15 protein-coding genes are annotated in these 12,747 nt (G+C 62.0%); 8 read left to right on the forward strand and 7 right to left on the reverse strand.

Features of this window, described 5'->3' with window-relative positions; all coding sequences use genetic code 11:
* The first annotated feature begins 213 nt into the window (after positions 1-213).
* The 4 genes from ACK3R5_RS12555 (at position 214) to cofG (ending at position 4,293) form a co-directional block, all read left to right on the forward strand.
* Positions 214-1,401 (forward strand): tubulin/FtsZ family protein, encoded by a 1,188-nt coding sequence (locus ACK3R5_RS12555; protein WP_151112577.1) that lies wholly within the window; start codon positions 214-216, stop codon positions 1,399-1,401.
* Positions 1,370-2,164 (forward strand): hypothetical protein, encoded by a 795-nt coding sequence (locus tag ACK3R5_RS12560; protein ID WP_411964399.1) that lies wholly within the window; start codon positions 1,370-1,372, stop codon positions 2,162-2,164. Before ACK3R5_RS12555 ends, ACK3R5_RS12560 begins: the two co-directional genes overlap by 32 nt.
* Before the next feature lie 6 nt (positions 2,165-2,170).
* Positions 2,171-2,830: a 2-phospho-L-lactate guanylyltransferase gene (gene cofC / locus ACK3R5_RS12565; RefSeq protein ID WP_411967177.1), complete on the forward strand. Its 660-nt coding sequence runs from the start codon at positions 2,171-2,173 to the stop codon at positions 2,828-2,830.
* A gap of 299 nt (positions 2,831-3,129) precedes the next feature.
* Positions 3,130-4,293: a 7,8-didemethyl-8-hydroxy-5-deazariboflavin synthase subunit CofG gene (cofG, locus tag ACK3R5_RS12570; RefSeq protein ID WP_411967178.1), complete on the forward strand. Its 1,164-nt coding sequence runs from the start codon at positions 3,130-3,132 to the stop codon at positions 4,291-4,293.
* Positions 4,294-4,315: 22 nt separating this feature from the next.
* Here the strand turns inward: cofG and ACK3R5_RS12575 are convergent, their stop codons facing one another.
* Together ACK3R5_RS12575 and cofH are read right to left on the reverse strand one after the other, a co-directional pair.
* Positions 4,316-4,864, reverse strand: coding sequence for a metal-dependent hydrolase (locus ACK3R5_RS12575; RefSeq protein ID WP_411967179.1), 549 nt, complete (start codon positions 4,862-4,864; stop codon positions 4,316-4,318).
* Between the two features lie 104 nt (positions 4,865-4,968).
* The gene (cofH, locus tag ACK3R5_RS12580) at positions 4,969-6,339 is read right to left on the reverse strand and encodes a 7,8-didemethyl-8-hydroxy-5-deazariboflavin synthase subunit CofH (RefSeq protein ID WP_411967180.1); all 1,371 of its coding nucleotides are present in this window, start codon (positions 6,337-6,339) and stop codon (positions 4,969-4,971) included.
* Positions 6,340-6,471: 132 nt separating this feature from the next.
* Between cofH and ACK3R5_RS12585 the strand changes: the two genes are divergently transcribed.
* Positions 6,472-6,909 carry a DUF5518 domain-containing protein gene (locus tag ACK3R5_RS12585; RefSeq protein WP_411967181.1) on the forward strand — a complete coding sequence of 146 codons (438 nt, stop codon included), beginning with the start codon at positions 6,472-6,474 and terminating at the stop codon, positions 6,907-6,909.
* A gap of 27 nt (positions 6,910-6,936) precedes the next feature.
* Here the strand turns inward: ACK3R5_RS12585 and ACK3R5_RS12590 are convergent, their stop codons facing one another.
* Positions 6,937-7,695 (reverse strand): Sir2 family NAD-dependent protein deacetylase, encoded by a 759-nt coding sequence (locus ACK3R5_RS12590; protein WP_411967182.1) that lies wholly within the window; start codon positions 7,693-7,695, stop codon positions 6,937-6,939.
* A 162-nt stretch (positions 7,696-7,857) separates the two neighbouring features.
* Here ACK3R5_RS12590 and ACK3R5_RS12595 point away from each other — a divergent pair, with 162 nt between their 5' ends.
* Both ACK3R5_RS12595 and ACK3R5_RS12600 read left to right on the forward strand, forming a co-directional pair.
* A complete protein-coding gene (locus tag ACK3R5_RS12595) occupies positions 7,858-8,877 on the forward strand; it encodes a phosphoribosylaminoimidazolesuccinocarboxamide synthase (RefSeq protein ID WP_411967183.1) in 1,020 nt (339 codons plus the stop codon).
* Positions 8,878-8,978: 101 nt separating this feature from the next.
* On the forward strand, positions 8,979-9,488 hold the full coding sequence (locus ACK3R5_RS12600; RefSeq protein WP_411967184.1) for a CHRD domain-containing protein: 510 nt from the start codon (positions 8,979-8,981) through the stop codon (positions 9,486-9,488).
* Between the two features lie 289 nt (positions 9,489-9,777).
* On the opposite strand, the gene ACK3R5_RS12605 is transcribed toward ACK3R5_RS12600, so the two are convergent.
* The 4 genes from ACK3R5_RS12605 to ACK3R5_RS12620 all read right to left on the reverse strand — a co-directional run bounded on the left by ACK3R5_RS12605 (position 9,778) and on the right by ACK3R5_RS12620 (position 12,264).
* Entirely contained in the window at positions 9,778-10,062 is a 285-nt protein-coding gene (locus tag ACK3R5_RS12605) for a hypothetical protein (protein ID WP_411967185.1), read from the reverse strand.
* A 53-nt stretch (positions 10,063-10,115) separates the two neighbouring features.
* On the reverse strand, positions 10,116-10,640 hold the full coding sequence (locus ACK3R5_RS12610) for a DoxX family protein (protein ID WP_411967186.1): 525 nt from the start codon (positions 10,638-10,640) through the stop codon (positions 10,116-10,118).
* A 112-nt stretch (positions 10,641-10,752) separates the two neighbouring features.
* Positions 10,753-11,247, reverse strand: a complete 495-nt coding sequence (locus tag ACK3R5_RS12615) for a VOC family protein (RefSeq protein WP_411967187.1) — start codon at positions 11,245-11,247, stop codon at positions 10,753-10,755.
* A gap of 33 nt (positions 11,248-11,280) precedes the next feature.
* The gene (locus ACK3R5_RS12620; protein WP_411967188.1) at positions 11,281-12,264 is read right to left on the reverse strand and encodes a formyltetrahydrofolate deformylase; all 984 of its coding nucleotides are present in this window, start codon (positions 12,262-12,264) and stop codon (positions 11,281-11,283) included.
* Positions 12,265-12,473: 209 nt separating this feature from the next.
* Between ACK3R5_RS12620 and ACK3R5_RS12625 the strand changes: the two genes are divergently transcribed.
* Complete coding sequence (locus tag ACK3R5_RS12625; RefSeq protein WP_411967189.1) at positions 12,474-12,701, forward strand: hypothetical protein; 228 nt, start codon at positions 12,474-12,476, stop codon at positions 12,699-12,701.
* The last annotated feature ends 46 nt before the right edge of the window (positions 12,702-12,747 follow it).

Below are 12,747 nucleotides of genomic sequence, written 5' to 3' on the forward strand. Positions count from 1 at the left end.
CACGTGAGATTCGAATAATTTATTAGTTAATTGGTTATGAAACACGATTTTTCAGCACTCTGAAGGGGGTCTACCCCCATAACGACTCATTAACACCCCGCCGATGTTGCCCGTTTTTTTCGCCTAAAATCTTAGTGTGCTTACACGTACATCCCACAACGCTTATGCCCGCCTTCGTTCTTCCATTCACGCAATGGCGAGGGGACCGAACCTATGAAGCTCGCAATGATCGGATTCGGGCAAGCCGGGGGAAAAGTAGTCGACAAATTCGTCGAGTACGACCGCGAACGCAACGCCGGAATCGTTCGCGCAGCAGTCGCAGTTAATTCTGCGAAAGCCGACTTGCTTGGATTGAAGAATATTCCGAAGGACCAGCGCGTCCTCATCGGCCAGTCCCGCGTGAAGGGACACGGCGTCGGTGCGGACAACGAACTCGGTGCGGAGATTGCCGAGGAAGACATCGACGAGGTACAGGGTGCAATCGATAGCATCCCCGTCCACGAAGTCGATGCGTTCCTCGTGGTCTCCGGTCTCGGTGGTGGCACCGGGTCCGGTGGTGCGCCAGTCCTTGCGAAACACCTCAAACGAATCTACACCGAACCCGTCTACGGCCTCGGTATCCTGCCGGGGTCCGACGAGGGTGGCATCTACACCCTCAACGCCGCTCGGTCGTTCCAGACGTTCGTCCGCGAAGTCGACAACCTCCTCGTGTTCGACAACGACGCCTGGCGAAAGACCGGCGAGTCCGTCCAAGGCGGCTACGACGAAATCAACGAAGAAATCGTCAACCGCTTCGGCGTCCTCTTCGGCGCAGGCGAAGTCAAGGAGGGACAGAACGTCGCAGAGTCCGTCGTCGACTCCTCTGAGATTATCAACACGCTGGCCGGTGGCGGCGTCTCGACTGTCGGCTACGCATCCGAGGGCGTCGAACCCCGGAAGAAGAAGAACGGCGGCCTCCTGTCGCGACTCACTGGCGGTGACGAACCTGACGACAACCTCGACACCGCACACACCACGAACCGTATCACCAGCCTCGTCCGCAAGGCCGCACTCGGCCGCCTGACACTCCCCTGTGAGATAGAAGGTGCTGAGCGCGCCCTGCTCGTCCTCGCTGGCCCGCCGGAGCATCTCAACCGGAAAGGCATAGAGCGCGGGCGGAAATGGATCGAGGAGCAGACCGGTTCGATGGAAGTTCGCGGTGGCGACTACCCGATTCCGGGCGCCGGAAAAGTCGCCAGTGTCATCCTCCTGTCTGGCGTGGCGAACGTGCCACGCATCAAGGAGCTACAGCAGGTGGCTATCGAAGCCCAAGACAACATCGAGGAGATTCGTCAGGAGAGCGAATCCAATCTGGAGAACCTCATAAACGATGACGAGGACGAACTGGAGTCGCTCTTCTAAGCTGGCCCTCGCGCTCCTCGTCCTCCTGTCGGTCGCTACGATTCCGGCAGGAGCGGTGAGCGTCGCCTCCGAGGACGTCCCCTCCGAGGCACAGGTCGGTTCGAAAGTGACTGCAACGGTCACGCTCGACGAACTGTACAAGAACCCGCAACTCGAAGCCTGGAGTGTCCAGGGTGAGACGGAACTCGAGGACGTGACGTGGACCGTCACGTACTACGACCAGACGGGCGCGAAAGTCGACCAGCAGTCCTTCGACGGGCAGAACTTCACCGGTGCGGACGTCGTCGCCGACGACGGAACCAGTGAAGTCGAAGTCTCGGTGACCGGAACGGCGCCGGCGGTGGAGAACTACACCTACGACCCGGCGCAGTCGTTCACCGTCATGACGCTCAACCAGACCCGCGAAGGCGGTTCCAGTAACACCATCGACACGTGGACGGCACACCACTACACCGACGAGAGTGCCGCAGCACGCGAATCGCTCGACGGTGCCAAAGCGGCGATTGCCGCCGCCGGTGGTGCCAACACGCAGGACGCACAGAACCAGTTCACCAACGCTGTGGAAGCCTTCGAGGGCGAAGAGTTCGGCCTCGCGACCAACCTCGCTGAAGACGCAACGACCAAAGCGAACCAGGCCAAGCAGTCGAGTCAGACGACGCAGATGCTCATCTACGCGGCCGGTGGTCTGGTCGTCGTCGCGCTGCTCGCAGGTGGCTTCTTCTACTGGAAGTCCCAGCAGCAGACCTACGACAAACTGGGCTAACGACGTATGCGAGTCGTCGTCCCGTTCGGGGGTGACTCCCCGAAGACGCGACTTGCTCCATTTCTCGACGCCGACGAGCGACGCGACTTCGCACTGGCGATGCTCCGGGACGTCCTCGACACTGTCGAGGCGGCCGGTGGGAACCCAGTCGTCCTCGCAGACGCGCCCGTCGAGGTCGACGAGCAACGCTCGTCGGCCCACCAGACGATGTCTGGTGACGTGGACGTCCCAGTCATCGTCGACGACCGACCGCTGACCGAGGCGGTCAACGACCAACTCGGTGGCGACGACCCGATAGCCATCGTGATGGCTGACCTCGCACTCGTGACGGAGGCGGCGCTCACTCGCCTGTTCGAGACGGCGGGCGACGTCGTCGCCGCACCCGGACTCGGCGGCGGGACGAACGCACTCGTCGTTCGAACGCCGGACTTCCGAGTCGACTATCATGGGGCATCCATCGCCGACCACCGAGCAATCGCGGCCGACGTCGGCGCGTCGTTCGTCGAAGTCGACTCGATGCGCCTCGCCGTCGATATCGACGAATCGGACGACTTGGTCGAGGTGCTGTTACACAGTGAGGGGCGTGCAGGCGAGTGGGTGGAGGCCGCTGGCGTCGAACTCGACACCGATGGCGGGCGTGTCACTGCAATTCGCCGTCGCCGATAGGTCCATTACAGTTCACGATATACATTGACAAGCGCGGTGTGTTCGTGTGCCCGGCGGGAACTGAGGCAAACGTCCGCCGCGCGCTCCCGTGCCGTCTTCGAGACGACGCGGGAAACGAAGTGGAGTCCGAACGTTGCGGTAGGGAGGCGAGTCCTTCATTTCGGGACCGGCCGTCTAACGCCTCTTCGGACACGGGTCGGGGTCGTGTCTGGCACCAAAATCCCGGCCCACGCTCGACTTCTCACTATCGAATCGCCGTGAGTGACACGTTTTTAGTGGTCCGTCGCAGACCGAGTGGTATGTTCCCCGGTGCCGACGAGTACGAAGTCGATATCCACGTCGACGACGCAGACACCGAGCGTCTCCTCTCGGTTTCGCCCGACCAGGTCGAAGCACCGGCATCCCTGTCGTTTTCGCGCAACGTGTTTCTCCCGCTGACGACTGCCTGTCGGTACACGTGTACCTACTGCACCTACTACGACGTGCCCGGCGAGGCGACACTCATGTCGCTCGACGAGGTTCGAGACGTGGTTCGCATGGGTGCCGACGCCGGGTGTACGGAGGCGCTGTTTACCTTCGGTGACGCACCCGACGAACGATACACCGAGATTCACCGCCAACTCGACGAATGGGGCTACGACGACATCCTCGACTATCTCGTCGCCGCCTGCGAAGTCGCACTCGAAGAGGGTCTGCTCCCGCACTCGAATCCCGGCGACCTGACTCGCGAGCAGTTCGCCTCGCTCGCGCCCGTAAACGCCAGCATGGGTGTGATGCTGGAGACGACGGCGGACGTTGCTGCCCACTCTGGTGGGCGAAAGAAGACGCCAGGCCAGCGACTCAACACCATCCGTGCGGCGGGCGAGGAGGGTGTCCCCTTCACGACGGGTATCCTCGTCGGTATCGGTGAGACGTGGCGCGACAGAGCAGAGAGTCTCCTCGCGATTCGCGAACTCCACGAGCGATACGGCCACGTACAGGAGGTCATCGTCCAGAACGTCGTCCCGAACGACCGGTCGGACTTCGAACGTCCATCAATCGAGACGATGCGCCGAGTCGTGGCGATGGCACGGGTCGCACTCCCCGAAGACGTCTCCGTGCAAGTGCCACCGAACCTCTCGGAGGCGGCGAATCTCGTGAACTACGGCGTCGACGATTTGGGCGGTGTCTCCCCCGTCACCGACGACTACGTGAACCCGGAGTACGCGTGGCCGGCGCTCCAAGAACTCGCCGACATCGCCGACGAGGCGGGCGTTCCGCTCCGAGAGCGGTTACCTGTCTACGAGCGATTCTTACCCGACGACGTTCGTCCTGCCGCGACGTCACCGGCACCCGAACCACAGAACGGGGGCGAGTGGATTCGGCCACCGATTGCCGAGCGACTTCGCGACGATGACGTTCACGGGAGACGACTCCGGGATGTCGCCAACGGTGTGGGGCCGCTTTCGACGCCGAAGCGATAGGGCGAAGTCTCGGGTCGGCGCCTCAGATGCCGAACCAGTCGGGCATGCGCTTTCTGAACCCGGTGTAGAACAGTGCGATAGCGACACCCGCCACGACGGCAAGACGAATGCCGCCGTCGAAGACCAAGAGCGGAGGGATGGCGAACAGGAGCGTCAACCCGAGGTCCTCGGGCGCGCCGTCGTATCGGACGAGATACCGTGGGCGAAGCCATCGCTTCGCCGGATGGACGTAGACGGCACGGTCCGAGGTTCGGTCCCACGGACGGAGTTCGTCACCGGCACCGAACCAGTCGGTAATCGAGTGGAGTCCCGCCGAGAGGAAGAAGAACGCCACCCCGACGGCGACGGGAGAGGGAGAGACGAACGCGACTGACCCGACCAGTACAGCGGCGACTGTGTAGTAGACAGGGAAGTGCAGCGACTTGCGGTGGACGCCGACGAAGAGGTCCACGTCGGGGAAGACGCCGCCGACGAGTGCACCGACGGCGGCGGCGCCCGCGAGTTCCGGTGCGACCCACATCAACGGGACGACGAGGGTGAGACCCACCGCCGCGTGGGTAGTCGCCATCATGTCAGAGGGGTCCTCGTAGCCACCGGTCTACGTTGGTTCTCTGCAGTCGGCTCTGCGTTTCGGTCACCGGAAGCGGGTTCTACGAACATCTACGAGAACCCCTCTCAATCGTCGGCCGTCGCCGGGTCACGCCGTCGTTCGAGCATCGGCGTGCCGTCGGCACGCGGGCCGAGCATCGGGCCGTGAGAGTCGGCGTTCGGGTCCAGTGGTCGGCGGGTTCGGTAGTCCGTCGAGCGTTCGACCGGACGACGGCCGATGGCCGTAATCATCTCCACGTAGTCGTCGAACGAGCGGAACTCGCCGAACTCGCCGCCGGCGCGTTTCGTAATCTCCTCGGAGAGAATCGTTCCCATCAGGTCGTCGGCACCGCAGTTGAGCAGTTTGAGCGCCTTCGCGTTGCCGAACTTCACCCACGACGACTGGATGTGGTCGACGTTGTCGAGATAGAGGCGTGAGACGGCAATCATGAGTTCGTCTTCGGCGTCCGACGCGCCGCCGGTGACGAGGCCACGGTCGTACAGCGGCGTGTTCTGATAGACGAACGACAGCGGGACGAACTCCGTGATACCGCCGTAACGGTCCTGCAAGTCGCGGACGACGTCTAAGTGCATCACGCGGTGCATCTCGTTTTCGACGTGACCGTACATGATGGTCGCCGTCACGTCGAGGCCCGCTTTCATCGCGCCTTCCATCCCGGCGACCCACTCGTCGGTGCCGATTTTTCCGGGGCAGATGACATCTCTGACTTCGGGGACGAGAATCTCCGCGGCGGTTCCGGGCGCACTGTCGAGGCCAGCGTCTGCGAGACGGCGGTAGACTTCCTCGTAACTCCAGTCGGTGCCGCGTTTGGCGTGGTGGGCCTCCTCGGGCGTCATCGAGTGAACGTGGACGCCGTCGACGGACATCGCGGCCATCTGTTCGGCGTAGGTGCCGGGGTCGGTGTCGTACGTCTCGGGGGGTTTGTAGTTCACCTCGGCGGCGGGGTTGTCGTACGACTGGAGAATCTCGCGGTGTTCCTCGTCGAGGGTGAGCGCCGGGTGGAGGCCGGAGACGGACGTGACTTCGTAGATTCCCATCTCGACGGCGTCCGCGACGATGTCGCGAGACTCCTCGGGCGTCTTGGTGAAGCCCTGATGGGCGACGTCCGAATCGGACTCGAAGAGGTGGGCGGTGTTCTTGAAGTTACAGAAGAGACACCCGGTCGTACAGGCTGTCGTCACGTTGTTGTTGAGGTTGGCGACGAACGTGACGTCGTCGCCGACCACCTCGGCCCGGCGACGGTCCGCCGCTTCGAGGACGAGTTCTTTTCGGACGGGGTCGATTCCGTCGCTGTCGGTGCCCGTCGTCATGAGTTCGACGCCGTCGCTAACCGTCAGTCGGTCGCCCGCACGTGCCTTCGCCAAGGCCTCCTCGAACGACTGGTCGGTCTCAGGGACGTGGTCGAACCCGAAGTCGTCGCGGGCGGCACCGGTCATGATGGTGAGGGACGCGCTACGGTCGTAAAAACGGGACGGTCCCGGTAGCGGCGGCCGAAACCGACACGAGTCGGTGCGACCGGAGCCACGCCCGGAGAAAAGATTACCCACTCGGGAAGTGAACTGTCGCGTATGGAACACTCGACGGCATCTGACTCCGCTGAGGCGTCGCTCGACGAACGCGACCCGACTACTGACGACGGCGAGAGTCTGCTATTTTCGGCACTGGTCGGTGCAATCGCGAGCATCGTCCTCTCGCCTCTCCCCGGGTCGACGATTCTCGGCGGTGCACTCGCGGGGTATCTCACTGGGACAGACCGTGGCGTCGGCACGAAATCAGGGGCCCTCTCCGGACTGTTCGTCAGTCTCGTCGCCGTCTTGTTCTGCTTCGTCGCACTCGCCTTCTTCAGCATCTTCGCTATCGCTGGCCCCCGTGGCGTGTTCGGACTCGGTATCCTCGGACTCGTCGTCGTCGTCCTCGTCGGACTCGCTGTCATCCTGCTCTACACCGTCGGACTCGGCGCACTCGGCGGGTATCTCGGGGCGTATCTCCGCGAAGAGTTCGAATGAGAGACTGCGGCCACGTCGTCGAGTGAGTTAGACCTGTTTTTCGACTGCTGGCAGAAACACCGTGAGGTCAGCGCGGACGATTCGAGTCGCCTTGTCGTCGTACTCCGTCGGGTCGAAGTTGACGACGACGAGCGACCCGTCTCGGGCGGCCTGTTCGGCGAGTCCCGCCGCAGGGTGGACCGACAGCGACGACCCGAGCGCGAGAAAGACGTCTGCGTCGTCGGCTAACTGTCGCGCTTCGGCGAACGCCGCGCGCGGGAGTTGCTCCCCGAAGAGGACGACGGCGGGCTTGACGACGCCGTCACACGCCGAGCACGTCGCTGGAACGTCGTCGTCGCGAACCTGCTCGTAGGCCATCTCGGCGTCGAACCGAGACCCGCAGTCTTCGCAGACGACGGTTGCGGCGTTGCCGTGGAGTTCGACGACGCGCTCTGACCCCGCCTCGTGGTGGAGTCCGTCCGTGTTCTGTGTCACGACGGCGTCGAGGACGCCCCGCGATTCGAGCGCCGCGAGTGCGTCGTGACCCGAGTTCGGCGCCACGTCGTCGGGAAACATCCGCTCGTGGAGTCGAAGTCTGTCGCGCCAGAATCCGGCAGGGTCGTCGAGGAATCGCCGTCGGTGGAACGATGCCGGGTCGAACTCGGTGTTCCAGATGCCGTCGTCGCCACGGAAGTCCGGGATGCCCGAGGCAGTGCTCATGCCCGCCCCGGTCAGTGCCACGGCGGTGTCCGCGTCGCGAAGCAGACTGGCGACACGTTCGGCGTCGAGTTCCATGTCGGCGGCCATATCCGAGGCAAGGATGTGCGCGGGAAAAAGCGCCGTGATTGGCGCGGCAACGTCACAGCACGTCGATAATACTCGAGTTTGTGCACACATCTGGATGAGTGACACCCCGAGATACACACAGAAGTGGAAGGTTCTTAGTGGGATGAGTGCAGAGGTGCGACCATGACTAGCGTGAAGGACTTCCGCGTCGAGGAGGAACCGACGGCGACCGACCTCGGCCGGGGCCGCTTCGTCTTCTCCGACCGCTACTCGGTGTTCGATTGGGGCGAGATGCCCGACCACATCCCGAACAAGGGTGCGAGTCTCTGTCTGATGGGTGCGTACAACTTCGAACTGCTGGACGTCAACCACGTCCCGACGCACTACCTCGGGGTACTCGAAGACGGCGAGGTCAAAGACCTCGGCGAGTGTGAGTCGCCGCCGACGGAGATGGCCATCGAACTCACGCAAGTTCCGGACCTCCCGCACGAAGACGGCGCGTACGACTACGACGCCTACCACGAGGCCGCCGGCGAGAACTACCTCATCCCGCTGGAAATCGTCTTCCGCAACACCGTCCCCGTGGGGTCGAGCCTTCGGAAGCGCGGTACCCCTGCCGACTACGGACTCGACTACGACGAGTGGCCAGACGAACCCGTGGACCTCCCCGAACCAGTCGTCGAGTTCTCCACGAAGTACGAAGAACAGGACCGGTATCTGGACCGCGACGAGGCAGACGACATCGCAGGGGTCGTCGACCTGGACCGACTCGAAGAACTCGCACTCGCAGTCAACCACATCCTGACCGACCACGCCGCCCGCGCCGGGTTCTCCCACGAAGACGGGAAAATCGAGTGTCTCTACCACGACGGGACCGTCAAAGTCGCAGACGTGGTCGGCACGTTCGACGAGAATCGCTTCTCGTACGACGGCCAACAGGTGTCCAAAGAAGTCGTCCGGCAGTACTACAAGCGCGTCCAACCCGACTGGGTCGACGCCGTCTCGGCCGCCAAACAGGAGGCCATCGAGACGGGCGAACCCAACTGGCGCGAGAACTGTGCCGTCGAACCCGAGCACCTCCCCGACGAAATCGTGCAGGCGCTGTCGGACGTCTACTGCGCCGGGACCAACGCCTACGTCGACTACGACTGGTTCGACGCACCGTCTATCGAGGACGCCGTCGCTGCCGTTCGCGACCTGTAAGCCCGCAAAGCCCGCACTGGCCGTTCTCTCGAATTAACAGTCTATTTTTCTGGACTCATCTGCGACTAACAAATGCTGTATCTGTCGTCTTTCGAGACGAGATGCGACAAACAAACATCGGGAGACGGCGGTTTCTGGTCTCAATCGGGGCAGCAGGAGTGTTGTTGGGTGGACTCGGTGTAAGTCCGGCCGCTGCACAGGGCAACTCGTCCCCACGCCAGCGGAACTTCCGTGCACACCTCACGGGTGACGAAGAGGTAGACCCGGTCGAAACGAAGGCACAGGGACAAATGCTCGTCACGTTCGACGACGACCTCACAGAACTCAGTTACACCTTAATCGTCGCCAACATCGACGACGTCGTGGCCGCACACATCCATTGCGCCCCTGCGGGTCAGAACGGACCGGTTGGGGTTACGCTGTTCGGGGGCGGGCCAACGTCAGCAAGCGGTATCCTCGCGAAAGAGACGGTTACAGAACCCAACCCCGGAAACGCGTGTGGGTGGACTTCGATAGAAGACGTGTACGAAGCAATCCAGAGCGGCGAGGCGTACGTGAACGTCCACACGGTTGCGAACCCGAGTGGCGAGATTCGCGGACAGTTGGGCTAAACTGTCTCACCCACAGTACCTCACTGGGCCGCAGCGAATAGCAAAAATCAGCAGGTGGAGACGAACCGTTAGAGGTCTCGCCCGGTCGCTTCTTCCGCAACTTCTTCGACGCCTTCCGAAACCGCTTCGTCGACGCCTCCGTCTCGGTATCCTTCGAGTGCTTCTAACAGAATCTTGACGACGTTCATGACTTCGAGATAGTCTACGTATATAATAAGATGCTGGCCGTAGCAACCCCTCGACTCTGTATCACGGATACAATAGATGGACTGTACTCGGTGACGGGGGGTCACTCCGGTGTGGCCACCTCGTCACCACCGGACTTCTGTCCACTCCACTGCTGCCGATTCGCGAATCGGAACAGGCCGTAGAGGAACAAGACGAGTAACCCGAGGGCGATTGCGTACGCCCGGAGTGTGGGGTCGAACGAGGTGTGAATGACCACGTCCCCGAGGTTTCCGTTCGGACTCACCGTGTGGCCGGTGAAGAACGATTCGAAGATACCCATGACCGTCGTGCCGAGGAGGATGAGTCCACCACCGACGACCATCGCAATCTTGTCTGCCAGTTGCATTCTGCTCACTGTACCGGTGTCTGCCGTTTCTGTCGTTGTGACGTTCATCGAAATCACCCCAGAAGGTATCTGAGTCGCGGGTATTTCTGCACCGTCTCGGTCTTCTCTAAGTACGCGTCGATGCCCCAGATTCGTCCACCCCCAAAGATGATGAGCGTGATAAAGAGGACGAGGAGGAGCAAGTCACCGTTCACGAACCCGTGTCCCCAATCGGCGTTTCCGAAGTAGAGGAAGAACATCAACGTCGCCCCGAAGAACGACGCGAGACGAGTCAACGCACCGAGGATGAGTCCGATGCCGATGAAGAGTTCACCGAACGGAATCGCGTAGTTCACGACCCACGGCGCGTTCTGTCCGAACCAGACCATCAGCGTTCCAAGGAGTCCCTCACTGGCCGTTCCGGTGAGCCACCATCCAGCGTTGAACGGTTGGTCTGCCAGTAACTTGTCCATCCCTGCGTGGAGGAACACCGTCCCGACGAGAACCCGAAGGAATGCAATCCAGTACACGGCCCACGGCCACGACACCGCTAACGACACGTCGCGGCCAAAGAGTCGTGTTCCAACTTCTCCAGACATGGTCGTATACATATTTGTCTTGAAAAATCGTTAACTTTTTTATGTTGGTTCGGACGTTCACGAACGACAGACAGTTACTGGTCGTCGCAATCGGAGTGGTTCTCGTGTCTCGTCACTCGTACTGGTCGTTCTCGCCGATTCCTTCCGGGTCGTAACAGACCAACTCCACACGGTTCCCCTCCGGGTCAGAGAAGTACACGGAGCGCCACTCGACCCACTCGTGGTACGCGAAGTCGAGTTCGACGCCGTGGCCACGTAATCGGTCGACTTCGGCGTCGAAGTCGTCGGCGTCGATGCTGAACGCGAAGTGGTCGATGGTCGTCTTGTCTTGGTCGATTCCGTCGTAGCCATCGGTCTCGGTTCGGTCGAAGAGGACGAACACCGCCTCGTGGCCGGTGTGACTCTCGCCGAGGCCGAAGAACGTCGAGGTGTCGAAGTCGCCGATGGGGTCGCCGAGGCCGACGACGTCGCGGTAGAACGCCCGCATCGCCGGCAGGTCTTCGACGCGGAGTGCGAACTCGCCGAGTGCGCGAACTGCACCGGGACCGTTCGGTCGGCCGTCGAAGTCGGGAAGGGAAGCTTCGGTTCGCGTGTCGGAATCGGTCATCGCCCCGTAATCGTGGGACGACGACAAAAGCGTTCAGTCGTCCGACTGTTCGAGCGCTTCAGGCTCTCGGACGCCGAGCGCGTCGATGATACCGTCGACTGGCCGGTCGGGGTTGGCGGCTTGTGCCTCACGTGAGAGGCCGAGTTGGTAGTCGTCAGCGTCGGCCTCCTCGCGGAGACTCGTGCGGCCTCTGTGGACCGACACGGCGTCGTCGAGGTGGAGTTGCACCGCATCGAGCAGTGCGTCGGCCTCGAGCGGTTGGCCGCGGTTCTTTATGTCGTCGATGCTCGCGTCGTCGGGCACGTCGAACGCCCGTTGGGTGATAATCGGCCCCTGGTCGAGGTCCGTCGTCACGTAGTGGGCGGTGACGCCGCCGATGCGGACACCCTTCTCTTTGGCCTGCCGGTAGGCGGCGGCACCGGGGAAGGCGGGCAAGAGCGACGGGTGGATGTTGATGATGCGGTCTTCGTAGCGGAAGACGACCTGCGGGCCGAGGATACGCATGTACCGCGCGAGGACGATGAGGTCCACGTCGTAGTCTTCGAGGAGTTCGAGCAGGCGCTCTTCGTTCGCGGTTCCCTTCTCGTCGCCGATGTCGTGGAAGGGAACGTCGTAGTGACTCGCCAGCGGTTCGAGCGTGTCGTGGTTGCCGATGACGACCGAAATCTCCGCGCCGAGGTCGTCGTTCGCCCACGCCTCGAACAGTGCTTCGAGGCAGTGGGACTCCTTCGTGACGAGGACGGCAATCTCACGCGTCTCGCGGTCCGAGGGGAACCTGACCTGAACGTCGACGCCGAGGTCGTCACCGAGGTCCGAGAGCGCCGAACGGAGTTCCTCGCGAGTACAGGTCATCTCCGAGGTGTCGGCGTGCAGGGTCATCCGGAAGATTCCCTCACGGACCGCCTGGTCTAAGTCCTCGACGTTGATTCCGCGTTCGAACAGCAGGGTGGTCACGTTCGCGATGAGTCCAGTCTTGTCTCCTCCGATGACCGTGATTTCGGTTAGTTCTCGCGTCATACCGTCACCTCCAGCTGTTCGAAGCTGAACATACACGGCCTGGGAGAGGGAACGATAAACCGCTGTCGTTCTCCGCAAACGTACTCGGTGGCGAGTGAACCGAAATACGAATCCGAGTTCAGTTCTGACCGAACGAGATTTCTGTACGAGGATGGACAGAAATGTCATTCTGATTACTCTTATACTGATACGAGGAGTAGATGAAGGTGATGAACACAACACTCACGTTCCCACGAAAACTCGGCACAGTCGGCCGAATAAGCCTGCTCGCTGCCCTCGCTGCCGTCGTCGTATTCGCGGCGTCTCTGTTCGCGTCGTGGCTCGCACCAATCGCCGCAGTTCCACTGCTCGTCGCCGGTTGGGTCGTCGGACTCGGATTTGCAATCTTCCTGCCGTTCGCTATCGTCGTGGTTGCGGCGTGGCTCGTTACACGGTGATATCACCGCGCGAATCGATTAAGTCCGAGAGTGGCGTATCTGGAGG

Source organism: Haloferax sp. YSSS75, assembly GCF_046764215.1.
In the GTDB taxonomy this organism is placed as follows: domain Archaea; phylum Halobacteriota; class Halobacteria; order Halobacteriales; family Haloferacaceae; genus Haloferax.